The following is a 26,993-nucleotide window of genomic DNA, read 5'->3' as shown; positions in this document are numbered from 1 at the left end:
AGCTATTTTTCATAGGGATAGGGGACTGTCATGATCCTGCTGGTCGGTGGTGAGAAGGGTGGGAGCGGCAAGAGTTGCCTGGCTCAGAATCTGGCAGTCGACCTCAGAACCCGGTTTCATGGCGAAGTGTTATTGGTCGATTGTGACCCCCAGCGCACCACCTCCGACTGGATCCAGGAGCGCAATGACAACCCGGAGCTGCCACAAATCAACTGCGTGCAGCTCTACGGCAACATTCGCAACGACCTGCTCAGCCTGAAGAACCGCTACGACTACGTCATCGTCGACTGCGGTGGTCAGGATAACCGGGCTCTGCGCTCCACCATGGCGGTGGCCACCCATGCCCTGATCCCGCTGAGACCCAAGCGCCGCGACCTCAAGACGTTGCCGCACATGGAAGACCTCATCACCACCTGCAAGATGGTCAATCCCACCCTCAAGGCTGCCGTTGTACTGACCCAGTGCCCTGCTCTGCCCAACCAGGTAAAACGCATTCTGGAGGCCAAGGAGGTCTGCTCCTCGTTTGGGGTCGATGTACTGAACGCCATCACCTACAGCCGCAACGTCTATGACGACAGCGAAGAGAAGGGGCTCTCCGTCATGGAGATCGAGCCAGATGGCAAGTCGGCCGAAGAGATCCGGACCATCGCCAAAGAGTTTTTGGAGCTGGAGGTGTGAAATGGGCCTTGCCGACCTGAAGAAGAAGCACAATCTGCATCATCAGAAGAAATTCACCATAGACGAGTTTATCGAGGATGCGGATTTCTACGCCAAGGGCAAACCCAAAGTAGTCAGTCTTGAGCTGAGCCTGCATCGGGATGAAGCCCTGACGGCGCTCGCCTTTATCGAGCGTGGCGAACACCTGAAACCCAGCTATAAAAAGGCAACTTTCTCCCTGAGTACGGCGGCCATCGACGAGCTGGGCAATCTGACCCAGCAGGACGGCATGAACAAATCCCTGCTGTTGCGCCTGTTCACCCACTACTTCTCCTCTCTTAGCCCGGAAGAGCGCCAAACCATCTATGAGCGGCTGCAAGAGCACAACTGAATCTTACCGTATTAACAGACAGCCATTCTCATCCCCCCGCGCCCCTGTTGTGACTCCCTCTCCACTTCCTGAACCCGAGTTAAATGGAGTGTGAGACATTCGCCATTTACTGCGTAAGCCAGGCGCCTGAAAAGACCCCGCGATAGTCGGAAGACAGGATCGAAAAACCTGAACAAAAAATTATTAACATAATGATTTTAAAAACAAAAAAACCATAAAGGTTTCCTTCGTAACCAGATCGGTAAAAACGTTTTTCACACTGCCGTTGTCGTCCCTCCTGAAATCCTTATAGTTACTCCTGCACGGACGCAATGAAGTCGGTCGGGAAGACTGGCTGCCAGGGTTGGGCAAATGGACTCACCACAGGATGTGGTAAAGGACACCTCCCGGGACGGAGAAAGTGCGACGGGAAAGGATGACTCGTCAGGCCATGATGGCTAAAGGACACCCCAAAGGATTGGGAAGGGGAAACCTAAAGGAAGAGGTATAGTCAGGGATTGCAGGGAGCAACTTCGTTCAAGGATATGAGCGATAAGACTATCGGGGGCGACGCAAGTCGCCCCCATCTTTTTGGCCTTTTTTACCTCGGCCACACCATAGCGCTATTACGCCAGTCGGAAGTGCCCCACGATTTCTCCCAGCCGATCATAAGTCTTCTGCATCGACGCCGAGCTTGCCACCGTCTCTTCCCCGTTGCTGGTCAGCTGACGGATCACCTCTGCGATGGCACTCATGTTGCGATTGATCTCTTCCGCTACCGCGCTCTGCTGCTCGGCAGCCGTGGCAATGTGGCTGATGAGATCGTTGATCTCCACCACTTCACCCGCCATCAAGTCCAGCGACTCGTTTACCTTGGTGGTGTTCTCGGCAGCTCCCTGACAACTCTGCTTGGTGTTGCTCATGGCATCCACCACTGTCTGGGTGCCCCGCTGCAAGCTGGCCAGCATGGTCTGGATTTCGGCCGTGCTCTTCTGGGTGCGGGCAGCCAGCGAGCGCACCTCGTCCGCCACCACCGCAAAACCCCGTCCCTGTTCACCGGCGCGAGCCGCCTCTATGGCAGCGTTGAGCGCCAACAGGTTGGTTTGCTCGGCAATGCTGCCAATTACCCCAAGCACTGAACCAATCTGCTGCACATCCTGCTGCATGGCTTCGATGGATCGCGCCGTCGCCGCCACCTCGTCCACCAGCGCCATCACGCTGGCCATGGCCTGATCGACTACCTGACGGGATTGATCCGCCAGCTGCTGGCTCTGACCGGTGAGCTGGGCCGTGCTGGCGGCACTCTCCGAGACGGAAACCGCAGTGCGACTCATCTCGTTGATGGCCGTCACCACCTGTTCGGTCTCGCGCACATGATCCGCCAGCAAGGATTGAGCGGCACCGGTCTGGGTGGCCAATCCTTCGATGCCGGTATTGAGCTGTCCACTCGCCCCCTGCACCTCTCTCATCATCTCCTGCAGACGCTCGATGAAGCGGTTGATGCCGGCCGAGATCTGGCCCAGGTCATCCTTGCTCGTCACCGCCAGTCGGCGGGTCAGGTCGCCGCTGCCGCGAGAAAGCTCCAGCACCAGATCCCGCAACGAGAGGATGGGACGATAGGCCACATTGAGCGCCAGCATGGCCAGCACCAGCACCAGGACAGCCACCGCCAGCAGGGCCATGACAATCTTGCCGTTGAGTGCCTGGGTCATGGCGCGGATATAGTCGAGATCGACATAACCGGTCAGGGTCCAGCTGCTGCCACGAATATCCAGCTGATTGGGGCGAGACTCGCTCTCTCCCTGCGGCTTGCTGCTGTAGAGCACATTGCCCTGACCGTCAGCAAGGGAGAAGTAGCGCCCTTCCCCGCTCACTTTCTCCAGCAGATGCTTGAACTCGCTCATATCGAGGTAATAAAGGTAGGCAGAATCGGCACCGCGCGGCACCAGTATGGTCATGACCGGCTTGCCATCCACCTGTTGTAACGGGCTGATGGTGATCTGGTTGTTGGCTTCGGGGATCAGCTTGCGCAGGGCATCCACCTTGGCCGCATCGTTGATGACACCGCCCACGTCGAACGCCATGTCGCCGATCACCTTGACGATGTTGTGAAATCCGGTCTCTTCCAGAGTCTTCTTGACGTTGGTCACGCCGAAGTTGAGGTTGGCCGCCAGCAGGATTTTCTGATTGATGTCTCCCGCCAGCTTCTCTTTGACGAGCACTATCTGTTCATTGATGTTCTGGGTGGACTGGGTTCGAATGTAACCACTGATGAAGTGATTCACACTGAACCAGGCGGTGCCGATGGTGACCAGAATGGCCAATAGCAGCAAGAGGTAAATCTTGACCTTGAATGGCATGGGTTCCCTCCAGAAGGGAGGGCCGGCAATGCCAACCCTCCCTGCCAATTGTTATTTCTTCTTGGCGTACTTCATGGAGTCCAGAGCCACCGCCAGTATGATGATGCCGCCCTTGATGATGAACTGCCAGTAAGGGCTGACTCCAATATAGGTCAGGCCGTAGTTGATCAGGGTGAAGATGAGCACCCCTGTGATCACGCCGGCAACCGTCCCCACACCACCGGCGAACGAAACCCCACCCACCACGCAGGCTGCGATGGCATCCAGCTCGTACATGAAGCCCAGGTTGTTGGTGGCACTGCCTACACGGCCCGCTTCCAACATGCCGCCAAAGGCGTAGAAGACACCGGCCAGTGCATAGATCATCACCAGGTTGACCGCCACATTGACGCCGGACACCTTGGCCGCTTCCGGGTTGCCACCGATGGCGAAGATGTTTTTGCCAAAGCGGGTCTTGTTCCACAGCACCCAGACAAAGACGCTGGCGATGGCCGCATAGAAGGTGAGATACGAAAGCTTGAACCCCCCTATCCGGATAAAGCCCTGCGCGAAACTCGAGAAGCGGGGGTCAAAACCGGCCACCGGCGAGGCACCCACGGAGTCAAAGTAGAGGGAGTTGATGCCGTAAACGATGATCATGGTCCCCAGGGTGGTAATGAACGGGGTGACGTTCAGATAGGCCACGATCAGACCGTTAACCAGCCCGATCAACGCACCCACGGCACACACCAGCAGGATCACCACGGGGATGGGCACTTCCCCCAGGCTGGGAAACACCTTGTTGACGTTGGTCAGCGCCTGCAACATGGTCGCCGCGATCAGCGCCGCCAGACCGACCTGACGACCGGCCGACAGATCCGTCCCCTGGGTGATGATAATGCCCGCCACCCCCAGCGCTATGATGACCCGCACCGAGGACTGGGTAAGGATATTGCTGAAGTTGGTGAGGCTCAGGAAGGAGGGCTCCTGGCTCACTATGACCATGAGCAGCACCAGCAACACCAAGTAGATGGCGTTTTCCTTGAGCGCCTGCATCAGATTGAAATTTTTAGCCGACTCCATAAATGTCTTCCTGTCTCTAGAGGTACAGAGATGCCAGGCGCAGTATCTCGCTCTGGTCAGTTTCTTTGGTGTTGACGATCCCGGCGACCCGACCATTGCTCATCACCATGATGCGGTCGGTGATCCCGAGCAGCTCGGGCATTTCAGACGAGATGATGATGATGCCCTTGTCCTTCTTCGCCAGCTCCAAAATGAGCTGGTAGATCTCGAACTTGGCCCCCACGTCGATGCCGCGGGTCGGTTCATCCAGCATCAGGATTTCCGGCTGGGTCAGCAGCCAGCGGCCGATAATGACCTTCTGCTGGTTGCCACCGGAGAGGGAACCGATCTGCGTCTGCTGGGTCGGCGTCTTGACCCGCATGGCGTCGATGACCCACTGGGTGTCGCTCTTCATCTTGTTGTTGCTGAGCAGTCCCATGGAGCCCTTGTAGCTGTCCATGTTGGCGATCAGGGAGTTGAAGGCGATATCAAGGCGCGAATAGATGCCGGTGGAGCGGCGCTCTTCCGTCACCAGGGCGAAACCGTTCAAGATGGCCTCATGCGCCGTATGATTCGCCACTACCTTGCCGTGCAGCTTGATGGCACCCGCACTGTGATCGCGAATACCGAACAGGGTTTCTACTATGTCGGTGCGCTTGGCCCCCACCAGCCCGGCGATGCCGAGGATCTCCCCCTTGTGCAGGTTGAAGGTCACGTCCTGGATGGAGGGCTGGTTTTTGGCCGTCAGATGTTCGACTTCGAGGATCACCTCTTTGGGCTGATTGGTTTTTTCCGGGAAGCGCTGGGTCAGCTCGCGACCGACCATCATGCCGATGATCTGATCCATGGTCATGCCCTTGAGCGGCTGGGTTGCCACCCACTGGCCATCCCGCAATATGGTGATCTCGTCACACAGCTGGAAGATCTCTTCCATCTTGTGGGAGATATAGACGATGCCGCAGCCCTTCTCTTTCAGCTTGTTGATGATCTTGAAGAGGTGGTTTACCTCTTTCTCGGTCAGGGAGGAGGTAGGTTCGTCCATGATGACGATCTTGGCGTCATAGGAGAATGCCTTGGCGATCTCGATCATCTGCATCTGGGACACGGAGAGCGTGCCCACTTTGACCTTGGGATCGATATCGATATCCAGCTCGTCAAAGATGCGCTTGGTATCGTCATACATCTTGCCGTGGTCGACAAACCAGCCCTTGGTGGGATAGCGACCTAGCCACATGTTGTCCATCACGGTGCGCTGCAATACCAGGTTGAGTTCCTGATGCACCATGGAGACGCCATTTTCCAGCGCCTCTTTGGAGGAGGTGAAATTGACCTCCTGCCCCTTGAAGAAAATCTTGCCCTGATCCTTTTCATAGATGCCGAACAGGCACTTGAGCAGCGTGGATTTCCCTGCCCCGTTCTCGCCCATCAACGCATGCACAGAATGAGGACGGACCCGTAAATTGACATTATCGAGTGCCTTGACGCCGGGAAAGCTTTTACTGACGTCAATCATCTCCAACAGCCATTCTGATTGTTGCTGTGTTGTCATATCAGCCATCACATCTGGTTGAAAAAAGGGCAAGGGGATCTCCCTTGCCCTGGAGGAGGGAGTTACTCGAATTGAGACAGGTTGTCTTTATCCACACCCACGTAGGCAACACGTACGACCTTGTCGACGATAGTCCACTGGGTACCTTCACCGGCCGGCTTGCCTTCAGCCAGATTCTTGGTCAGCTCGAAGGTGGCTTTGGCCTGGTTGGCTGCATCGTTCAGCACGGTGCCCGCCATGGCACCGCTCTTGACCATGGCCAGCGCCTCGGGCAGCGCATCGACGCCGAACACCGGAATGGCGGTCTTGCCCTGGGCTTTCAGTGACTCGACGGCGCCCATTGCCATGCCGTCATTGTTGGCAATGACCACTTCAATCTTGTTGGCGTTGGGGCCGGAGATCCAGGCATCCATCTTGTCCTTGGCCATGGCGGTATCCCACATACCTGTATCCATGTGCAGCTGCTCCGTCTTGAGACCGCCATCGTTCAGGGTCTTGACGACGTAGGAGGTGCGGGCTTCGGCATCCGGGTGGCCCGGCTCGCCCTTGAGCAGCACGAACTGGATGACGCCATCCTTGTTCAGATCCCACTCGGGATGAGCTTTCCAGTGTTTGGCGATCAGCTGACCCTGAATGATGCCTGACTCCTTGGAGTCGGTACCCACGTAGTAAGCCTTCTCATAGCTGGCCAGATCGGCAGTGCTCGGCTCCTTGTTGTAGAAGACGACCGGAATATCTTCGCCACGGGCCTTCTCAATCACGACAGGGGCAGCCGCCGGGTCAACCAGGTTGATCGCCAGGGCCTTCACGCCCTTGGCCAGCAGCACGTCGATCTGATCGTTCTGCTTGGACTGGTCATTCTGGGAGTCATTCATCAGCAGCTCCACACCCGGGTTTGCCGCTGCTTCCTTCTCGATGGCCTTGCGTACCACAGCCATAAAGTTGTCGTCGTACTTGTAGACGGTAACCCCCAAACGGGTTTCGGCATGGGCAGTGGCCCCTGCCATCAGGCTCATCAGTACGGCGGCAACTGTCGTGATTTTTTTCATTGTTATGCTCCGATCTCTCTATCTGTTTTTGTAGGGAATGCTGTACACCAATTGAACTGGCGCCAGCCTAATGTAATCAGTTTGTTGTATATAGGTCTGTGATCATGGCAACAAAATGAAAACGCTTACACTCTGTTACATAGCAATAAATTCATTAAAAATCATGGTGTTGAAGTTAACCCCGCTTGATGGGGACCTGAACGTGCCTTTTCGCTACCTATGAGCAGGTCAGATTCAGCGTAGAACACAGTTCCAATAGTAGCTCCCTGGCTGCAACCAATATTCCGGTCGCACGCTCTGGCTCCAGGAGTCATCGCCACCCACCCCCATATGAAAACCATCGAGACAGAGGTGCAGGCCTCCCTGCGCCACCAGATCGGTCTGATGGCGCGCCAGGGTCAACTGCTGCTGACTGTAGCGACTGACGCTGAAGTGGAACTGCCCTTCGAACGTCAGGTCCCCCAGCAACAGTTGGCGGGTCTCACAACGCAGTCCGTTGTCGGTCGGGAACACATAAGGGGTGTGCAGAGCCGTCAGAGGCAACTGCCAGCAACCGAGATCTGCGCCAAGCAGGCGATCCGGATAGTTCTCATGGGGGCCGCGGCCCAGCCAGCTCACCTCATTGAACTCATGGTTCACTCCTTCATCCAGCCAGAGCCTAGCACCGATGCGGGGCAGCGATGGCATGTCTGCGGCGACCTCCACCCTGATGGTGAGTCCCATGGCACCGTCGGCGCCAAAGCTGTGCTGCCAGCGGGTCGATAGCTTGAGCGCCTCGTTGACGAAGTAACCGTGGGTGACCACCACACAGCCCTGATGAGCATTGACCTCCAACCCGAGACAGCGATGCTGCAGATGGTTGAGCCCTGCCCTTTCCCAACGGGCAATCCAGGCGTCGGGATCGGCGTGATTCGCTTCGCTGGTGCCTATGTCGTTGTCCAGCGGCGCGCGATAGAAGTGATCGGCAATGGCCTCCCGCAGCCGCTCGCGGCCATGTTTCTGCCAACTGCGGATGCGGCCGCTGCTTTTGTCCAGTTGCCACTCGCTGCCAGCCGCGCAGACAAGCCAGTGATCCGGCTGCTCGCTTATCGCGGCAGGGTTAAACGCCGCCGGAATCGCCATGGGCGTTGGCAGCATAAATTGCTGGTGCGCCACCTCATGATCCGGCTCGGCCCAGGCCGTAGCTGCGGGTTGCACTATGGCCAGCTCCAGCCAGGCGAGGGAGCCTGCCGCAAAGGCTGGCAGCGTATCCAGCAAGGTCAGCGCCACACTGGCCCGAGGCGCGAGTGTGAGTGGGCATTCCCCCTGCTGCACGACAACGCCGTTCTCGCACAGTCGCCAGCGCAGCAATTCGTTATCCGTGGTACGGAACAGGTATTCACTGTCGATCCCCACCACCAGGGGATGCTGGCTCAGCAATATCAGCTCGAAAAATTGCTGGGCACGCTTTGCCTCGAACAGGGCGGGATGGGGCGTCCTGTCCGGAAACAGCAGGCCGTTGCAGCAGAACTGGCGATCGTTGGGCTGGTCGCCGAAGTCACCGCCGTAAGCCCAATAGTGGCGGCCATCGCCGGTCTGCTTGTCGAGCCCCTGATCCACCCAATCCCACACGAAGCCGCCCTGCAGCCTGGGATGATCGCGAAACGCCTGCCAGTAGTGGGCAAAGCCCCCCAGACTGTTGCCCATGGCATGGGCGTATTCACACAGGATGAGTGGCCGGGTCTCGCCCGGCAGGCCGATCCACTTGGCCAGCGCCCACTTGGGCACGGCCGGGAAGGGTTGATCCTGATGGGTACGGGCATACATGGGGCAGATGATGTCGGTAGCGGCCGTGTCTGCCCCGCCCCCTTCGTACTGGACCGGACGACTCGGATCACTGCGTTTGAGCCAGCCATACATGGCGTCGTGGGCAGGGCCATAGCCGGATTCGTTGCCCAGTGACCAGATGATGATGGAAGGGTGGTTGAAGTCGCGCGCCACCATGCGGGTGACCCGCTCCAGAAACGCGCCACTCCAGGCGGGATCCTGCGCCAGTCGCCCCATGGGCACCATGCCGTGGGTCTCCAGGTTCGCCTCGTCCACCACGTAGAGACCGAGCCGATCGCACAGGCGATAAAAGTCAGGATGATTGGGGTAGTGGGAGCAGCGCACCGCGTTGAAGTTGTGTTGTTTCATCAACCGCAGATCCTGCTCCATGGCGGCAGGGGTCACCACATGGCCCAAGGCGGGATCGTGTTCATGACGATTGGCGCCGCGAATGAGCAGAGGCTGGCCATTGACCCGCAGCAGACCGTCACGGATCTCCACCGCCCGGAAGCCCACGTCATGGGCCTCGCTCTCGATGGACTCGCCCTGTTCATCCAGCAGGGTCAGGGTCAGTCGATAAAGGTGGGGCGTCTCGGCGCTCCACTTGTGCGGCGCCGCTACCTCCAGCCATAGCTCGGCCCTGTCTGTGTAAGCGCCCTTCTCGTCGATGGCGCCTGTGCCCAACAGCTGGCGCCGGTCGGCGATCAGCGTCTCACCGAAATAGAGCTTGGCCTCCACCGCCAGCCCGGCGCCCTCATTGACTTGCAACTCCACCTTGAGGCGAGCATCCCGATAACAGGCATCCAGCACGGGTGTCAGCCGCACATCCATCAGATGGCGCTCGGGTTTGTGCAGCAGGCTGACGGAACGGAAAATCCCGCCGAGGCGCCACATGTCCTGATCTTCCAGATAGGAGCCATCAGACCAGCGCAGCACCAGCACCGCCAACCGGTTGCGACCGGCATTGAGGCATGGGCTCAGATCGAATTCGGCAGGCAGCCGGCTGTCCTGGGAATAACCGATCCAGCGGCCGTTGCAGAACAGGTAGAAGGCGCTGTCCACCCCGTCGAAGATGATGCGGGTCTGGCCGCTGGCCAGCCAGTCGGCGGGCAACTCGAACTCGCGGGAGTAACAGCCGGTCGGATTGTCTGCTGGTACCCGGGGCGGGTTACAGGGGAAGGGATACTTGATATTGGTGTAGATGGGACCGTCAGTGGCGGGACGCGACGCCGGATAGGCGGCATCCAGCTGCCAGTTGCCGGGCACAGAGATGGCACAGGCATCCGCCAGATCCTGCTCTAGCCACTGCTCAGGTACAAACTCCGGTGCCTCGAAGAAGGAGAAACGCCATTCGCCATCCAGCAGCAACCGTGACGGTGAGGCGAGAGCGGTACGGGCATCCGCCTCACTGCGCCAGCTGAACAAGGGGGTATGAGCCGCCAGACGATTCACCGATGTAATCGCCTGGGTCTGCCAATCCTGACGGGCCACTATCTCCCTGAGCATCTTTTTCTCTCCCTGCATCGACGCTGAAAACCTATGCAGTGTAGGGGAGTTTTGTCCAGGGATCGGCGATCTTGCTCACACAGATGTAAACGATTACACCAATTGTGTTAAGTAAAGCAGGGTAAAAAATCGCTAAATGAAGGTAAAAATGAGCGCAGCCGGATCGCCCACCTGAAAAAAGGGCGACCCGGGACAGGAAACTGACGGAAACAGGAGGGATCAGGCTCGAACGGGTGCCACAGAGTGACGATTGATAAGCGTCGGGGTGTAAATACGGCTCTGCACAGCTTCACTTTCACCCGCTGCCAGCTGCAACGCCAGCTTGGCTGCCTGGGCCGCCATCAGTTCGATGGGATAACGCATGGTGGAAAGCTTGGGCCTCAGGTATCGGGCGTAGATGATGTCATCGAAGCCCACCACCGAGACCTCCTCAGGCACCTTGAGGCCGTTGTCAGCCAGCACGGAGATGGCCCCCGCAGCCATGGCATCGTTGTAGGCAACCACAGCCGTGATGGGCTGCCCTTTGGCCAGCAGGTTGAGCATGGCGCGCTCCCCCCCCTCCTCGTTGGGCATGCCGCTCTCGACCAGCTCGGGATCGGCGCGCAGCCCAGCCTCGGTCAGCGCATCCTGGTAACCCTGCAACCGCAAGGTAGCATCCTCGATGGCGTGGTCCGAGCTGAGAAACGCGATATGCCGGTGGCCCAGCTCCAGCAGATGCCGGGTCGCAGTGGCGGCCCCCTGTCGATTATTGAGAGCGATGCAGCGCCCCTTCAAGGCAGGAATGTCGCGATTGATCAGCACCATGCCGGGCACCCGCAGGGCGTAATCGATCAACTCCTCGTCACTCAACGCCTTGCTGTGTACCACCAGCGCCTCGCACCGCTTGCCGATCAGCAAATCGATGGACTCGCGCTCTTGCTGCGCCCTGTGAAAACCATTACCCATCAGCAGGTGCAATCCCTGCTCCACCGCCACCGCAGCGACCCCCTTGATCAGGGCACCGAAGAAGGGATCTGCCACGTCACCCACCAGCACGCCCATGGTGTCACAGGTCTTGCTGACCAGTGCTCGGGCGTTGGCGTTGGGGGTATAGCCCAACTCGGCCATGGCTTTTTGTACCACCTCGCGAGAAGCAGCACTGGCCTTGGGTGAGTTGTTCATCACCCGTGAAACCGTTGCCACAGATACATTGGCCAAACGGGCGACATCCTTGATGGTACTCATGCTGTTTTCACTTATTTCACAGTTCAAGACGGAGCCATTATACCGGGCATCATCAGTGATGACAGGGGAAAAAGCCAAGTCGTGTCATTTATGACCACCCACACGAGTGTAATCGTTTACATGCTTTTGTTAAGCAGTTCACAGTTTGCTCGTCAGGGGCTCGGCTAAACTCCTTCACAGGCTTTTTTCAGCATGGAGAAGAGGATGAAAGTACTGGTCACCGGCGGCTGCGGCTATATTGGCAGCCACACCTGCCTGGCCCTGCAGACCGCGGGGATGGAGCCTGTGGTGGTGGATAATCTCTGCAACAGCAAGGTGGGCGTGCTGGCCCGCATCGCCGCCATCAGCGGGTGTGCCCCCCTCTTCTATCAGGGGGACATACGTGACCCGGCACTGCTGGATCGCATCTTCGCCGAACAGCAGATAGCCGCCGTGATCCATTTTGCCGCCCTCAAGGCGGTCGGTGAATCAACCCGCCTTCCCCTCGAATACTATGAAAACAACCTCGCTGGCACCCTCACCCTGCTGCAGGCGATGAAACGCGCGGGGGTCAACAGCCTGGTCTTCAGCTCCTCGGCCACCGTCTATGGTGATCCGGCCAGCACGCCCATCCGGGAAGATTTCCCCCGCAGCGCCACCAATCCCTATGGTCGATCAAAACTGATCATCGAAGAGATCCTCGAGGATCTGCACCGGGCCGAACCGCACTGGAGCATGACGCTGCTGCGCTACTTCAACCCGGTCGGGGCCCACGAGTCCGGCACCATGGGGGAGGATCCCCAGGGTATCCCCAACAATCTGATGCCCTTTCTGACCCAGGTCGCCATCGGTCGTCGTGACTGTCTCTCTGTCTTTGGGAACGATTACCCCACCATAGATGGCACTGGCGTGCGCGATTACATCCATGTGATGGATGTCGCCGAGGGACATGTCAAAGCGCTGCAGCATTGCGCCCGTCAGGGCGGCGTACATATCTACAACCTGGGCACGGGCCAGGGCCAGAGCGTGCTGCAGATGGTCGCGGCATTCGAAGCCGCGTCCGGTCAACCGCTACCCTGCCGCATCGAACCAAGACGCCCTGGCGACATCGCCGAGTGCTGGGCCGACCCGAGCAAAGCAGAGCGCGAGCTGCACTGGCGCGCCAACCGGGATCTCGCAACCATGTGCGCCGACAGCTGGCGCTGGCAATCCAGAAATCCACAGGGGTACGAGGCGTAAGCATGCACAGCGCCGCTCGCCCTCTCTTCCAGGCCCCGTTGGCGGCCACCCCATCCATTTCATCAGGTAATGAGGAGTGATGATGTTCAACCCTGTTGATCACCCCCACCGTCGTTTCAACCCGCTGACCGGTCAATATGTGCTGGTCTCCCCCCACAGGGCCAAGCGCCCCTGGCAGGGTCAGGTCGAGAAGGTCAGTCAAGCGCCGAGCCAATCCCACGATCCGGATTGTTTCCTCTGCGCGGGCAACCAGCGCGTCACCGGCGACAAGAACCCGGACTATCAGGGCACCTTCGTCTTCACCAACGACTTCGCCGCCCTGATGCAAGACACACCGGCCACCCGCGGCGACCAGGATCCCCTGCTGAAACTGGAAGCCGCCCGCGGCACCAGCCGGGTCATCTGCTTCTCGCCGGATCACGGCAAGACACTGCCCGAGCTGCCGCTGCCCGCCATAGAGGCAGTGATCACCACCTGGATGGAACAGGTGGCCGAGCTGTCGAGCCAGTGGCAATGGGTGCAAGTGTTTGAAAACAAGGGCGCCGTCATGGGCTGCTCCAACCCCCATCCCCATGGCCAGCTCTGGGGCAGCGACTTTCTGCCCAACGAGATCGCCCGCGAAGAGCAACACCAGCGCAACTGGCTGGCCGAGCACGGCCGCCCGCTGCTGGTCGAATATGTGGAGCGGGAGCTGGCGGATCGCAGCCGCATCGTAGTGGAAACAGCACACTGGCTGGCAGTCGTTCCTTTCTGGGCCGCCTGGCCGTTCGAAACCCTGCTGCTGCCCAAGACCCATGTGCCCTCCCTGCTGAGCCTCACCCCCGAGCTGCAGCAGGATCTGGCGGTGGCGCTCAAGGAGCTCACCAGCCGTTACGACAATCTGTTCGAGTGCAGCTTTCCCTACTCCATGGGCTGGCACTTCGCCCCGCCCCATTCAGACTGCCCCGAGGCCTGGCAACTCCATGCCCACTTCTATCCGCCGCTGCTGCGCTCCGCCACAGTGCGCAAATTTATGGTGGGCTTCGAGATGCTGGCAGAAACCCAGCGCGATCTGACGCCGGAACAAGCGGCAGAACGACTTCGCGCACTCAGTCCAATCCACTACAAACACACCAGCCAAGCCAATGAGGAGGCCCTATGACCCCCAGCCAACGCGTCAGCGCCGTTTTTGTCGAGCAGTTCGAACAGCAACCTGACCTGCTGGTGCGCGCCCCCGGCCGCGTCAACCTCATCGGCGAACACACCGACTACAACGACGGTTTCGTACTGCCCTGCGCCATCGACTACGAAACCTGTGTCGCCATCGGCCTGCGCAACGACAGTCAGGTGCAGGTGATCGCCGCCGATTACGACAACCAGCGCGACCTGTTCGACCTGAACCAGCCCATAGAGCACCACCCCAGCCAACGCTGGAGCGACTATGTACGCGGTGTGGTGAAGTACCTGCAGGAGCGCGGCCAGGCCTTGCACGGCCTCAATCTGGTGGTCTCGGGCAACGTGCCGCAGGGGGCAGGTCTTTCATCGTCCGCCTCGCTGGAAGTGGCCATAGGCCAGGCTTTCAAGGAGGCGCTGGGGCTTCACATCAGCCAGGCCGAGATTGCCCTCAACGGTCAGCAGGCGGAGAACCAGTTCGTCGGTTGCAACTGCGGCATCATGGATCAAATGATCTCCGCCAGCGGCAAGCAGGATCACGCCCTGCTGCTCGACTGCCGCTCGCTCGAAACCCGCCTCATCCCCATGCCATCCGATCTGGCGGTGCTGATCGTCAACTCCAACGTGCGCCGCGGTCTGGTGGACAGCGAGTACAACACCCGCCGCCAGCAGTGTGAAACCGCCGCCCGCCACTACGGGGTCAAGGCACTGCGGGATCTGGACTTGGCTGCACTGGAAGCAGGCAAAGCCGGGCTGGATGAGGTCTGTTACCGCCGCGCCCGCCACGTGGTGGGCGACAACACCCGCACTCTGGCCGCCGCCGATGCGCTGGAGTCCGGCGATCTGGTACGCCTCGGCCAACTGATGGCCGAGTCCCACGCCGCCATGCGCGATGACTTCGAAATCACCGTGCCCCCCATCGATGGTCTGGTGGAGATCATCAAAGCCAGGCTTGGCCGCGAGGGCGGTGTACGGATGACCGGCGGCGGCTTCGGTGGCTGCGTGGTTGCCCTGCTGCGCCCGGCGCAGGTCGCAGAGGTGATTGCCGCCGTCGACGCCGAGTACCCGGCCCGCTTCGGCATCAAGGCCGACAGCTATGTCTGCCGCGCCAGTGCAGGAGCGGGCAAGCTATGACAGCCTTCACACCCCATGACGGCATGCACCCGATCATCACGACTGACAGCCATGTCTGCCGTACCCATACAGGCACAGGGGCAGGCAAACCATGACACCATTCGAGCTGGAAAATGAAGAAGGGCTGCGCCTGCGCGGCCTCGATTTTGGCGCCACCCTCACCTCTCTCACCCTGCCGGTGGCAGGCTCAAGGCGTGAAGTGCTGCTGGGCTGCGCTGATGAAGCCTATCCCGCACAACAGGTGTGGCTGGGCGCCGTCGCGGGCCGTTTTGCCAACCGCATCGGCGGGGCAGAGCTGGTACATGATGGCCAGCACTGGGCTCTGGATGCCAATCAGCCGCCTCACTGCCTGCACGGTGGACGGGAGGGGTTTCATCACAGGATCTGGCAGATCAAGGAACAGGAATCGGATCGGGTCAAACTCGTCCTGCTGTCAAAGGCAGGGGATCAGGGCTTTCCCGGCAACTTGCGGGTGACGATGGAGTATCGACTGGAACAGTACGACCTGGTGGTGGAGTTCAGAGCCAGCACAGATGCCCCTACTCCGGTCAGCCTCACCAGCCACGCCTATTTCAATCTGGATGGGGGCAGCAAGGGCGGCGATGTGCGCGACCATGCCATCAGTCTCAATGCCGACTACTTCCTGCCTACCGACGGCAGCGGCCTGCCGCTGACCATTGTGCCAGTGGAAGGTCCCTTCGATCTGCGGGTTGCACGCCCCATGGGCCTGGATTGGCTGAGCCACCCCCAGCAACGGCAGGCCAGGGGGTACGATCACGCTTTTCTCCTCAATGGTCCTGAACAGGGGCGAGCAGCGCAGGTGGTGTCGGGGGATAAACAGCTGACGATGGAGGTCTATACCAACCAGCCTTCGTTGCAGTTCTACACCGGCAACTGGCTGGCCAACACGCCGAACCGCAGCGGTCAGCCCCATCAGGATTACGACGGCTTTTGCCTTGAAGCGCAGCAGCTGCCAGACAGTCCCAACCGGCCAGCGCTCGGTGATCCCTGGCTGCTGCCGGGCCAGCACTATCATCACCAGACCCGTTACCGTTTTATCCCCGCAGACTAAAACAGGTGCTGGTGGCGTCATTCTCCCGACCTCCCCTCTGTCAAGGGAGGAACCGGCTGACACCCCCTCTGACAACGAGGCGCTTTGTTTGCGCCCTTTCTTCCGGCAAGGGTGGGAGCTTTGGCCAACGACACCGGGCATGACAGCACACTGACAGTTATCGAGCCGATTCAGGAGTCTTTATGGATGACAACTACCTGGCCGCCCCCGACCGTTACCAGCACCAACCCTATCGATCCGTCGGCCGCCACGGCCTGCGCCTGCCCAGCATAGGGCTGGGGCTGTGGCACAACTTCGGCGAGGGCAGCAATCCCGCCAGGGTGAAGGCCATGGTGCATCAGGCATTCGATCTGGGCATCACCCACTTCGATCTGGCCAACAACTACGGGCCGCCCCCCGGCTCCGCCGAAACCACCTTCGGCCACGTGATCAAGGGCAGTCTGGCCCCCTACAGAGACGAGCTGATCATCGCCAGCAAGGCGGGTTATGTGATGTGGGACGGCCCCTACGGCGACGGCGGCAGCGCCAAGTATCTGTTTGCCAGCCTGCACCAGAGTCTGCGCCGGCTCGGACTCGACTACCTGGACATCTTCTATCACCACAGGCCGGATCCCCGCACCCCGCTGGAGGAAACCTGCCAGGCACTGGCGCTCATGGTGCGTCAGGGCAAGGCGCTCTATGTCGGCCTTTCCAACTATCCGGCCGAACTGGCCGCTCGGGCGGCGAACCGGCTGGCCGAACTCGGGACCCCCTGCCTGGTCAATCAGCTCAAATACTCTCTGTTCCAGCGGGAAATAGAGGCCGAAACCCTGCCGGTCTGCCGCGAGCAAGGCGTTGGCGTGGTGGCCTTTTCGCCACTGGCTGGCGGCCTGCTCAGCAACCGTTATCTGGCGGGCATACCGGCGGATTCCCGTGCGGCAAGCGGTAGCCCCTTTCTCAAGCCGGAACAGATCACTCCGGACAAGCTGGCCAGGATCCGGGCCCTGCACACCCTGGCACAGCAGCGAGGACAGGATCTGTCACAACTGGCGCTGCAGTGGGTGCTGCGCGATCCCGTGGTGAGCTGCGCCCTGATTGGCGCCAGCAGCCCCCAGCAGATAGTGAACGCTGTCGATGCCCTCGCCTTACCCCCGCTGGATGAGCCGTTGCAACGGCAGATAGAGACGACCCTGGCCTGACCCTCTCCCGCCGCCGCTCTTGCAAGGGGGAGGAGCCACTGTTGCATCGGCATGGACAAGAGGGGCGTGACGGCGGCACCTTCCCCGAAAGATGGGCCCCCTCCCCTGGCAAGAGAGGGGCAGGGTGGGATCTGGCAACCCTGTATGACGACAGCCCCTCACAGCGCCCCAATATTTTCTGGTTGCCTGCCCGGTTTTCCTCCATCATTGGCCACCCCGACCCAGCTCGGGGTTGACCTTATCCGGACCAATCAACCAAGAGATCTGAACCATGACAGAGTCTTACGCCCTGTTTGTCGCCTTTGTGCTGGGCATAGTAGAGGGCCTGACCGAGTTTCTGCCCGTTTCCTCGACCGGCCACATGATCATCGTCGGCCACCTGCTGGGCTTCGAAGGGCCCAAGGCCGCCACCTTCGAAGTGGTGATCCAGATGGGCTCCATTCTCGCTGTCGTGGCCGTCTTCTGGCGCCGCCTGTTTGGCTTGATTGGCATCCACTTTGGCCAGAAACCACCTCAGGATCACGCCACCCTCTCCCTGGTGCACATCATCCTCGGCATGCTGCCCGCCGTGATCATCGGCTTGGGGATTCACAGCTGGATCAAGGCCAACCTGTTCGGACCGGAAACCGTGATGTACGCCCTGGTTGCCGGCGGCATCTTGCTGATCATCGCCGAGAAGTTTCGTCCGGCGGTACGCTCCGAGACCCTGGATGACATCAGCTACAAGCAGGCGTTCGGCATAGGTCTGTTCCAGTGTCTGGCGCTCTGGCCCGGTTTCTCCCGCTCCGGTGCCACCATCAGCGGCGGCATGCTGATGGGGATCAGCCGTCAGGCAGCTGCCGAGTTCTCCTTCATTCTGGCGGTGCCCATGATGGTGGCGGCAAGCGGGCTGGATCTCTACAAGAGCCGCGACCTCCTCTCCATGGCCGACTTTCCCATGTTTGCGATGGGGTTCATCACTGCCTTCGTGGTCGCCATGATTGCCATCAAGACCTTCCTGGCGCTGATCCGTCGCCTCGACTTCATCCCGTTCGCCATCTACCGCTTCATCGTGGCCTTCGCCGTCTACCTGGTGTTTGTTGCCTGATGACAGGCAAATAGCCGAATGAAAAAGGGACCTTTCGGTCCCTTTTTCTATTGCTGCCCCACCTCAATAGAGACGATGGGTGATGCCGTTGAGCAGCCGCGACAGTCCCTTGGTGAACTGGACCGGCGCATCCTGCACCGTGTAGCAGAGGCAACCATCCGGCGTATGCGGGCTGTGGGCATGGCTGGCATCGCGCCAGATGAAGTCCCCCGCCTGATAGCAGGTGTCACCATCCTGCATGTTGCCCGCCAGCAACAGGGTCAGCTCATAACCCTGATGGGTGTGCTCGGGGATGCGACCACCGGCCTCGATGTGAAGCAGACTGGCGCGGGCCCCCATCTCGTCCAGCGGCAAACTGTGCTGGCGAATGGCACCGATATGGCGCCACTTGGGGGCATGGTGACGGGCAAGTACCCGGGGCAGGCGGTATGAATGGCCGGCTACCTGCAATTCGGGGGTAGACGGCGCCGGTTGGCCGAGCTCGGCCTGGCTGGCCACTGGCTGCTGCAATATGCCGGCCAGTACGGCGTCGAGTCCGGCTGGCATGGGCTCGCTCACCTCGGCAGGCTGCTCGGTCGGCTCCAGATACTGGCGAGCCAGTTCCTCTTCGCAGGCTCGCAGACTGGCAGCACACTCTGGGCAGAGCTCACAATGGGCAGAGACACCGACGGCCAGCGGCAGGGGCAGCTCGTCGGCAGCGAAGGCGTGCAACATGGCGTGAGTCGGATGGGTTTTAATCATGGCCTTGCTCCACTTGCTCTTTCAATTTCTGTAATGCCAGTCTGAGGCGGGATTTGATGGTGCCAAGAGGCACGCCGAGTCGCTCCGCCAGCTCCTGCTGGGAGAACTCCTGCAGATAGATGCCGCGTACCACCTGCTGTTGCGGTTCCGGCAGGGTGGCAAGATAGTGCGCCATCTGGCGGGTCAGCACCGCATCTTCACCACCGCTCAGATGCTCCTCTTCCGCTCTGAACTCCAGCATGGGCCACAACTCCTCGGCGCAGAGATCCTCCTTGCTGGCGCGGCGGCGGCGCAGCATGTCGAAGCTCTGGTTGCGCATGACGGTGTAGATCCAGGTGGTTGGTGCCCCCTTCTCGGGATGGTAGAGACGAGCCTTCTGCCACACCAGCAGCATGGTCTCCTGTACCAGTTCCATGGCGTTGGCCTCGCTGCCAAGGTGACGCAGGCCGTAGCTGCGAATGCGCGGCGCAAAGTGAGTGAACAGAGTGGCAAACGCGGCCTTGTCGGCATGTTCGGCCACCCGAATGAGAAGAGACTTCAGATCGCCATCTGGATTGTCCATGGGGGGCGATATCCTGCGCAGAGTCGATTGGGGTTGGCCAGTATATGCCATTGCGCCATACCTTGAATGTTGTGGTCATCACCATTACGCCTGACGCGGAAAAAGGATCACCCGTGGGTCGCACATTCGCGCTCAATGAGTGGCAACCAGCAGGCCGCTCAGCAGGGAAAGCGCGGGCAGGTTGTTCTCCGCCGCCAGCAGCCACTGCTTCTGCTCCACGGGAATGGGCAACACCTCCAGCCAGCGCTGGGCCACCCAGCTGGCATCATCCCAGTCGGGGTTGTGGTAGAGAGCCGCATACTCCGGGTAGTCGTTGAACACCTCCTGCAATGCACTGACTAGGGAGTGCTGGTCGGCATTGAGTCGTCCTGTCTGCCAGAGCGGCAGCAGTTCCACCTCGCCGACTCTCAGCCCGTCGGACTCCTGCCACAGATCGACGATCCTGACCCGTTCCATGCCGAGCACTGTAATGCCCAGCAGACCGTCCGGCAGTTGATCGAAATCGACTATTCGCACCCGGGTAGCGATGGGGTACATGTTGCGCAGCGCATCGGGCTGGCGGGGGTCGAGCATGCAGAGCACAAAGCCCTGATCTCCCGCCTCGGCGATCATGCGCTGGTATCTGGGCTCGAAGATGCGCAGCGGCATGATGCCACCGGGCAGCAGGTGAGCCGAGAGGGGAAACAGCGCCAGTTTCATCAGGTTATTCCTCTGTTGGAGATGCTTCTTGATACGACGGCCGCACCAGAGCAGATCATTGAGTGCCAGTTGGAATAGAAAAACCCTTAACAATCAGGGGAAAATAGCCTGGACAACCCGATTCGATATGCAGTAGAAATGGATAAGCACCGCTTATCCCAGTGAATATTCTGGATAGTGGTGGCAAATGCAGTGAAATATCCGCCCGACCAACTCTGGCGGGCCGTCCCTATAGTTTTCTCGGGCCGATGCGGGTAAAATTCACGCCCTTATATATCAGTCATTTTTCGACGCGCAACCTTGGTGGTCAGTTATGAAAGAGCATATTCATCATCTACTTGAACAAACGGTAGCCAATCTCAAGTCAGCAGGCGTCTTGCCGGCGGACCTGGAAGCCCGGGTGCAAGTAGACCGATGCAAGGAGAAGGCTCACGGTGATCTGGCCACCAACCTGGCCATGCTGCTGGCCAAACCGGCCCGCAAGAATCCCCGTGAGCTGGCCGCTGCCATCATTGAAAACCTGCCCGCCTCGGATCTGATCGCCAAGGTCGAGATCGCCGGTCCCGGCTTCATCAACTTCTTCTTCGACCAGCGCTGGCTGGCCGGCCAGGTGGAAGCCATGGTGACCAGCGCCAACGCCAACGTGAAGCTGCCGACGCCGCAAACCGTGGTGGTGGACTACTCAGCGCCGAACGTCGCCAAAGAGATGGCGGTGCACCACATCCGCTCTACCGTGCTCGGTGATGTGGCCGCTCGTGCTCTGGAGTTCCTCGGCCATAACGTTGTGCGCGCCAACCACATTGGTGACTGGGGTACCCAGTTCGGCATGCTGATCGCCTATCTGGAGAAGATGGCCAACGAGCACGCCAGCGACATGGCGCTCAAGGATCTGGAAGCCTTCTACACCCAGGCCAAGCGTTGCTACGACGAAGACGAAGCCTTCGCCGAGCGTGCGCGCAACTACGTGGTCAAGCTGCAAGGTGGCGATGAGTACTGCCGCACCATGTGGAAGAAGCTGGTCGACATGACCATGGAACAGAACCAGATCAACTACGACCGCCTGAATGTCTCCCTGACCAACAAGGACATAATGGGCGAGTCCATGTACAACGACATGCTGCCCCAAATCGTCACCGACCTGAAAGCCAAAGGGCTGGCGGTCGAGAGCGAAGGCGCCACCGTTGTCTTCCTGGACGAATTCAAGAACAAGGATGGCGAGCCCATGGGCGTCATCATCCAGAAGAGCGATGGCGGTTTCCTCTACACCACCACCGACATCGCCTGTGCCAAATACCGTTATGAAACCCTGGGCGCCGACCGGGTCATGTATTTCATCGACTCCCGTCAGCACCAGCATCTGATGCAGGCCTGGACCATCACCCGCAAGGCGGGCTATGTACCGGAATCCGTACCGCTCGAGCACCACGCCTTCGGCATGATGCTGGGCAAGGATGGCCGTCCCTACAAGACCCGCTCCGGTGGTACCGTCAAGCTGGTTGACCTGCTCAATGAAGCGGAAGAGCGCGCCGCCGCCCTGCTGGAGAGCCGCAACAGCGACCTCTCTGCCGAAGAGAAGGGCAACGTGGTCAACGCCATCGCCATGGGCGCGGTCAAGTATGCGGATCTCTCCAAGAACCGCACCACAGACTACATCTTCGACTGGGACATGATGCTGTCGTTTGAAGGCAACACTGCGCCCTATCTGCAGTATGCCTACACCCGCATCCAGTCCATCTTCCGCAAAGCCAACATCGATGCCAGCACGCTTATTGGCAACGTGACCCTGAACGAAGAGGCGGAAGAGGTACTGGCCCAGAAGCTGATCCAGTTCTCCGACGCGGTCAACGGCGTTGCCGACAAAGGCATGCCACACCTGCTCTGTACCTATCTGTACGAGCTGTCAGGCAACTTCATGACCTTCTACGAAGCCTGTCCGATCAACAAGGATGGCGTCGATGAAGCCACCCGCCAGAGCCGCCTGCTGCTGTGCGCCGCCACTGCCAAGGTCCTGAAACTGGGTCTGGGCGTGCTGGGCATTCATACCCTGGAGCGCATGTAATAGATGGCAACCCGGGATTACGTCGGCAACAGCCCGAGAAGACGGGCCGGTGGTCGTAACACCAAGAAAGCGGCACCTCGCCGCTTTCCTGTTATCCCGGCACTGCTGGCCGGGGCGCTGCTGGCGGGTTTCGGCGGCTTCCTTTACATGATCAATGGCAAGGGCAGCGATGCCCCCACCATTGAAGAACAGGTCAAGGCCAACAAGCCCAAAACGCAGAACAATGGTCTACCCCAGGAGAAGTGGAGCTATATCGAACGGCTTGAAAACAAGCAGGTCGATGTCATAGCGCCACCTCCCCAGCCGGGTGTGTTGCCGCCGCCACCGGCGGAGACGCTCACCCTGCAGCCGGAGAAACTGCCGCAGCCGGTGCCGACCGACATCCCCCAACCAGGTACGCCCATTGGTCAGGTGCAGCCCTACAAGCCGCAACCGGTTCAACCGGCCAAACCCGCCCCTGTGGCCAGCGCCCAGGAGCAGGTGATCGATCGTCAGGCGGACCGGGAGCGGATGGAGCGGGAGATCCGTGCCGAACTGGAACGTGAGCGGGCCGCTGCGCCCAAACCACAAGTTGCAGCAGCCACGGGCGACGACAGCGGACGCTACATGATGCAGTGCGCCGCCCTGCGTTCGCAGGATTCTGCCGAATCGCTCAAGGCCCGTATCGCCTTCACCGCCGGGCTCTCCTCCAGCCTGCAAGTTGTCAACGGAGCCGGTGGTGCCGTCTACAAGGTGATGGTGGGTCCGTTCAGCGGCAAGGCAGCCACAGATGCGGCCAACCGCAAGCTGCAAAGCGCTGGCATCAGCGGTTGCATCCCCAAGAAGGGGTGAACCCTGTCAGGGGAACCTTGAGAAAGGGCCGGGTCGACAGACCCGGCCCTTTCTCCTTTCTGTCCTACCAAGTCTCGATAGAGGTCGACCCGCTTCGGATACTCCCCCAGGGTTGAAAAGCCAGTCAGGCATCCCCATCTTTCTTGCCATGCACAGTCAGGCCGTTATTCGGCTCAAGCGAGGTAAGTAAAGTGACTACCATAGTTTCAGTTCGCCGCAACGGTCAGGTCGTGATCGGTGGTGATGGCCAGGTATCCCTCGGCAACACCGTCATGAAGGGCAATGCCCGCAAGGTTCATCGTCTCTATAACGGCAAGGTGCTGGCGGGTTTCGCTGGCGGTACTGCCGATGCCTTCACTCTGCTCGAACGCTTCGAAGCCAAACTGCAGGCCCATCAGGGTAATCTGGAACGCGCCGCCGTGGCGCTTGCCAAAGACTGGCGCACCGATCGCGCCCTGCGCCGCCTCGAAGCCCTGCTGGCGGTCGCTGACGAACATAAATCCTTCATCATCACCGGCAACGGTGACGTGGTGCAGCCGGAGCAGGATCTCATCGCCATCGGCTCGGGCGGCAACTTCGCCCAGTCCGCGGCCATCGCCCTGCTGGTAAACACCGAGCTGGATGCCAAAACCATAGTCGAGAAGTCCCTCAAGATTGCGGGCGACATCTGCGTCTTCACCAACGGCAACCACACCATAGAAGTGCTGGATTATTCAGCTAAATAAGCCAGCCAAGTAACCCATTTTCGAAGGGGTGGGCCCTGCCCGCCCCGGATACAGGAACGCCATCATGTCCGAGATGACCCCGAGAGAAATCGTCCACGAGCTGGATCGTCACATCATTGGTCAAGCCGATGCCAAGCGCGCCGTCGCCGTTGCCCTGCGCAACCGCTGGCGCCGGATGCAGCTCGGTGAAGAGATGCGCCATGAAGTGACCCCGAAAAACATCCTGATGATAGGCCCTACCGGTGTCGGCAAGACCGAGATCGCCCGTCGTCTGGCCAAGCTGGCCAACGCGCCCTTCATCAAGGTGGAAGCGACCAAGTTCACCGAGGTGGGCTATGTGGGCAAGGAAGTGGACAGCATCATCCGCGATCTGACCGATGTCGCCATCAAGCTGGTGCGCGAGACCGAGATGGAGAAGATGAAATACCGCGCCGAGGAGGCCGCCGAAGAGCGCATCCTCGACGCCCTGCTGCCCAACCCGCGCAACACCTGGGGTGAGGAAGAGAAAGCCGACAACTCCAACACCCGCCAGATCTTCCGCAAGAAACTGCGGGAAGGTCAGCTGGATGACAAGGAGATCGAACTGGAGCTCTCAGCCTCCCCGATGGGCGTCGAGATCATGACCCCGCCGGGTATGGAAGAGATGGCCAACCAGCTGCAGGGGCTGTTCCAGAATCTGGGCCAGAACCAGAAGAAGAAGCGCAAGATCAAGGTCAAAGAGGCCATGAAGGCGCTGATCGAAGAGGAAGCCGCTCGTCTGGTCAACCCGGAAGAGCTGAAGCAAAAAGCCATAGCAGCGGTCGAGAACAACGGCATTGTCTTCCTCGACGAGATCGACAAGATCTGCAAACGCGGCGAGAGCTCAGGCCCGGACGTTTCCCGTGAAGGGGTACAGCGCGACCTGTTGCCGCTGGTGGAAGGCTGTACCGTCAACACCAAGCACGGCATGGTCAAGACAGACCATATCCTGTTCGTCGCCTCCGGCGCCTTCCAGGTCGCCCGCCCGTCGGATCTCATCCCCGAGCTGCAGGGTCGTCTGCCGATCCGGGTCGAGCTGACCGCGCTGACCACAGATGACTTCGAGCGCATCCTGACCGAGCCGAACGCCTCCCTGACCGATCAGTACAAGGCGCTGATGGCCACCGAAGGGGTCAATATCGAGTTCACCAAGGATGGCATCCGTCGTCTGGCGGAAGCGGCCTGGCAGGTCAACGAGCGCACCGAGAACATAGGTGCCCGTCGCCTGCATACCGTGATGGAGCGACTGATGGAAGACATCTCCTTCGATGCCTCCGAGAAGTCCGGCGAGACCTTCGTGATCGACACCGACTACGTCAACGCTCACCTCGGCAAGTTGATTGAAGATGAGGACCTGAGCCGCTTTATCCTGTAAGCGAGTCTCGGCACCGCACTGACTATTCTGGACGCCTCCACTATGGAGGCGTCTTTTTTGTGTCTCATGATCCTCACACCACCGCCAGCGCCTCCTCTCGTCTGCGCCCCACCAGCCATAGCGCCAACCCTGTGAGCAGGCCGGTCAGGGCAAAGGTAACCTGAGTACCGAACACCAGATCGGTCGGCATGGCCATGCTCAGATTGTGCGTCCCCACCAGAGTGGCAAACAGGCCACCGAGCCCGGCTGCTCCCGTCAGCTGACCCAGATTGCGCGACAGGGTCAACAAGCCCGCTACTGCCCCCCGTGCCTGCTCACTCGCCCCACCGACCACGGCACTGTTGTTGGCGGTCTGGAACAATGCATAACCGGCCGTCAGCAGCAGTATGGGCAACAGATAGCCGAGCGGACCATATCCCGCCGTCAGGGTTGCCAGTCCAAGGGCTGCTATGACCATGACAGCCAACCCCGACCGAACGACCCATAGCACGCCAAACCTGTCCACCAGCCAGCCGGCAGGCATACCCGTCAAGGCTGCCAGCAGGGGTCCCCCCGAGATCATGAGCCCGACCGTCGCCATATCGAGGTCAAACACGCCGCGCAGGTAAAAGGGGCCGATCAGCAGTGTCACCACCATGACGCTGGCCACCAGGGCACTGGCGAGCAAGCCGCCCCTGAGCCGGGGTTCGGCCAACAGCACCAGTGGCAACAGGGGAGAGGGGTCGAGGCGCTCGCGGCGAATGAACAGTGCAGTGACAAGCAGTACCCCCGCCCACAACCCCAGCGCCAAAGTCCCTCCCGAGGTCAGCGCCAGTCCGTAGCAGAGCAGCGCCATCACCAGCATCGACAGACTCGCCAGGTTCACCCTCTCTCTTTGTGGCAAAGCGCCCTCAGGTGGCAGACCCAGCATGCCGGCCCCCAGTGCCAGCAGGCTGACGGGCACCAGCAGCAGAAAGGGAGCCTGCCAGCCAAACGCACCGATCAAGAGGCCGCCGAACGAGGGGCCAAGGGCTGTGCCACAGGCCGACAGGGTACCGAGCAGTCCCATGCTCCAGCCACGCCGCTCTGGTGGCACCAGCTGCCCCACCATGGCGAGCGCCAGAGAGAGCATGCAGGCAGCACCGGCTCCCTGCAGGACGCGCGCCGCGATCAGCCAACCCATGGTGGGAGCCAGGGTGCACAGCAGGGACGCCAATGCAAACAACGCCATGCCCCAGAGCAGCAAACGCCGCCGGCCAAACCTGTCCCCAAGCCTGCCAGCCACCACTGTCAGGCAGGTGATCCCCAGCAGATAGGCCACCAGTACCCATTGCACGCTGGCAAAGGGCACGGCAAATACCTGCTCCAACGCGGGCAGTACCATGTTGGCCATGCTCCCCGCCAGCATGGGCAACAGGGTGGCAAGACCGAGCGCCAGCAGGCCAGCACGGCGGGCAAAAGGCGTCGGGATTGTGATGGAATGTGACATGGGCATGACCTCCGGCGAACTATGATGCCGACAAGGCTAGTCAGAGCGTGTATCTGGCGGAAGACGCACGGCTTGCAACTTATAGCTGCACGGCACGCCATATGAAGAGCCG

General features: G+C 60.1%; 22 protein-coding genes. 12 read left to right on the top strand and 10 right to left on the bottom strand.

Features of this window, described 5'->3' with window-relative positions; all coding sequences use genetic code 11:
• Positions 1-30: 30 nt before the first annotated feature.
• Together GWQ27_RS05610 and GWQ27_RS05605 are read left to right on the top strand one after the other, a co-directional pair.
• Positions 31-678, top strand: coding sequence for an AAA family ATPase (locus GWQ27_RS05610; RefSeq protein WP_159167231.1), 648 nt, complete (start codon positions 31-33; stop codon positions 676-678).
• A 1-nt stretch (position 679) separates the two neighbouring features.
• On the top strand, positions 680-1,048 hold the full coding sequence (locus GWQ27_RS05605; protein ID WP_005318419.1) for a hypothetical protein: 369 nt from the start codon (positions 680-682) through the stop codon (positions 1,046-1,048).
• A gap of 605 nt (positions 1,049-1,653) precedes the next feature.
• Here the strand turns inward: GWQ27_RS05605 and GWQ27_RS05600 are convergent.
• The 6 genes from GWQ27_RS05600 to GWQ27_RS05575 form a co-directional block, all read right to left on the bottom strand.
• On the bottom strand, positions 1,654-3,387 hold the full coding sequence (locus GWQ27_RS05600) for a methyl-accepting chemotaxis protein (protein ID WP_275906883.1): 1,734 nt from the start codon (positions 3,385-3,387) through the stop codon (positions 1,654-1,656).
• 51 nt (positions 3,388-3,438) lie between these two features.
• The gene (gene mglC, locus GWQ27_RS05595) at positions 3,439-4,449 is read right to left on the bottom strand and encodes a galactose/methyl galactoside ABC transporter permease MglC (RefSeq protein ID WP_219598008.1); all 1,011 of its coding nucleotides are present in this window, start codon (positions 4,447-4,449) and stop codon (positions 3,439-3,441) included.
• Between the two features lie 16 nt (positions 4,450-4,465).
• Complete coding sequence (gene mglA / locus GWQ27_RS05590; RefSeq protein WP_021141103.1) at positions 4,466-5,986, bottom strand: galactose/methyl galactoside ABC transporter ATP-binding protein MglA; 1,521 nt, start codon at positions 5,984-5,986, stop codon at positions 4,466-4,468.
• 53 nt (positions 5,987-6,039) lie between these two features.
• Positions 6,040-7,026 carry a galactose/glucose ABC transporter substrate-binding protein MglB gene (gene mglB, locus GWQ27_RS05585; protein ID WP_005318413.1) on the bottom strand — a complete coding sequence of 329 codons (987 nt, stop codon included), beginning with the start codon at positions 7,024-7,026 and terminating at the stop codon, positions 6,040-6,042.
• A gap of 234 nt (positions 7,027-7,260) precedes the next feature.
• Positions 7,261-10,338, bottom strand: a complete 3,078-nt coding sequence (locus tag GWQ27_RS05580; RefSeq protein WP_275906882.1) for a beta-galactosidase — start codon at positions 10,336-10,338, stop codon at positions 7,261-7,263.
• A 219-nt stretch (positions 10,339-10,557) separates the two neighbouring features.
• Positions 10,558-11,562, bottom strand: a complete 1,005-nt coding sequence (locus GWQ27_RS05575; RefSeq protein ID WP_011898254.1) for a substrate-binding domain-containing protein — start codon at positions 11,560-11,562, stop codon at positions 10,558-10,560.
• A 204-nt stretch (positions 11,563-11,766) separates the two neighbouring features.
• Here GWQ27_RS05575 and galE point away from each other — a divergent pair, with 204 nt between their 5' ends.
• From galE to bacA, 6 genes are all read left to right on the top strand, one after another.
• Positions 11,767-12,780, top strand: a complete 1,014-nt coding sequence (gene galE / locus GWQ27_RS05570) for a UDP-glucose 4-epimerase GalE (protein WP_275906881.1) — start codon at positions 11,767-11,769, stop codon at positions 12,778-12,780.
• An 82-nt stretch (positions 12,781-12,862) separates the two neighbouring features.
• Positions 12,863-13,921 (top strand): UDP-glucose--hexose-1-phosphate uridylyltransferase, encoded by a 1,059-nt coding sequence (locus tag GWQ27_RS05565; RefSeq protein ID WP_113721034.1) that lies wholly within the window; start codon positions 12,863-12,865, stop codon positions 13,919-13,921.
• Entirely contained in the window at positions 13,918-15,066 is a 1,149-nt protein-coding gene (gene galK, locus GWQ27_RS05560) for a galactokinase (RefSeq protein WP_275906880.1), read from the top strand. The genes GWQ27_RS05565 and galK overlap by 4 nt, the downstream gene beginning before the upstream one ends.
• A gap of 91 nt (positions 15,067-15,157) precedes the next feature.
• A complete protein-coding gene (gene galM, locus GWQ27_RS05555; RefSeq protein WP_265461753.1) occupies positions 15,158-16,138 on the top strand; it encodes a galactose-1-epimerase in 981 nt (326 codons plus the stop codon).
• Between the two features lie 182 nt (positions 16,139-16,320).
• Entirely contained in the window at positions 16,321-17,316 is a 996-nt protein-coding gene (locus GWQ27_RS05550; protein WP_275906879.1) for an aldo/keto reductase, read from the top strand.
• Positions 17,317-17,587: 271 nt separating this feature from the next.
• On the top strand, positions 17,588-18,403 hold the full coding sequence (gene bacA, locus GWQ27_RS05545) for an undecaprenyl-diphosphate phosphatase (protein WP_275906878.1): 816 nt from the start codon (positions 17,588-17,590) through the stop codon (positions 18,401-18,403).
• 63 nt (positions 18,404-18,466) lie between these two features.
• Here the strand turns inward: bacA and GWQ27_RS05540 are convergent, their stop codons facing one another.
• From GWQ27_RS05540 to GWQ27_RS05530, 3 genes are all read right to left on the bottom strand, one after another.
• On the bottom strand, positions 18,467-19,144 hold the full coding sequence (locus tag GWQ27_RS05540) for a ChrR family anti-sigma-E factor (RefSeq protein WP_275906877.1): 678 nt from the start codon (positions 19,142-19,144) through the stop codon (positions 18,467-18,469).
• Positions 19,137-19,706: a sigma-70 family RNA polymerase sigma factor gene (locus GWQ27_RS05535; RefSeq protein ID WP_005318397.1), complete on the bottom strand. Its 570-nt coding sequence runs from the start codon at positions 19,704-19,706 to the stop codon at positions 19,137-19,139. Before GWQ27_RS05535 ends, GWQ27_RS05540 begins: the two co-directional genes overlap by 8 nt.
• Positions 19,707-19,838: 132 nt before the next feature.
• Entirely contained in the window at positions 19,839-20,405 is a 567-nt protein-coding gene (locus tag GWQ27_RS05530; protein WP_021138448.1) for an LON peptidase substrate-binding domain-containing protein, read from the bottom strand.
• Between the two features lie 313 nt (positions 20,406-20,718).
• Between GWQ27_RS05530 and argS the strand changes: the two genes are divergently transcribed.
• From argS to hslU, 4 genes are all read left to right on the top strand, one after another.
• Positions 20,719-22,464 (top strand): arginine--tRNA ligase, encoded by a 1,746-nt coding sequence (gene argS / locus GWQ27_RS05525; RefSeq protein WP_275906876.1) that lies wholly within the window; start codon positions 20,719-20,721, stop codon positions 22,462-22,464.
• 3 nt (positions 22,465-22,467) lie between these two features.
• Complete coding sequence (locus GWQ27_RS05520) at positions 22,468-23,295, top strand: SPOR domain-containing protein (protein ID WP_059168219.1); 828 nt, start codon at positions 22,468-22,470, stop codon at positions 23,293-23,295.
• A gap of 191 nt (positions 23,296-23,486) precedes the next feature.
• Positions 23,487-24,020, top strand: a complete 534-nt coding sequence (gene hslV, locus GWQ27_RS05515; RefSeq protein ID WP_275906875.1) for an ATP-dependent protease subunit HslV — start codon at positions 23,487-23,489, stop codon at positions 24,018-24,020.
• A gap of 64 nt (positions 24,021-24,084) precedes the next feature.
• Positions 24,085-25,413, top strand: coding sequence for an HslU--HslV peptidase ATPase subunit (hslU, locus tag GWQ27_RS05510; protein WP_005318386.1), 1,329 nt, complete (start codon positions 24,085-24,087; stop codon positions 25,411-25,413).
• A 73-nt stretch (positions 25,414-25,486) separates the two neighbouring features.
• Here hslU and GWQ27_RS05505 read toward each other — a convergent pair whose 3' ends face one another.
• Positions 25,487-26,881 carry an MFS transporter gene (locus GWQ27_RS05505; RefSeq protein ID WP_275906874.1) on the bottom strand — a complete coding sequence of 465 codons (1,395 nt, stop codon included), beginning with the start codon at positions 26,879-26,881 and terminating at the stop codon, positions 25,487-25,489.
• Positions 26,882-26,993 lie beyond the last annotated feature (112 nt).

Source organism: Aeromonas sp. 5HA1 (genome assembly GCF_029237245.1).
GTDB classification, from domain to species: domain Bacteria; phylum Pseudomonadota; class Gammaproteobacteria; order Enterobacterales; family Aeromonadaceae; genus Aeromonas; species Aeromonas salmonicida.
Note: the sequence above shows the minus strand (reverse complement) of the source record. Positions and strands in the feature narration are given on the sequence as shown.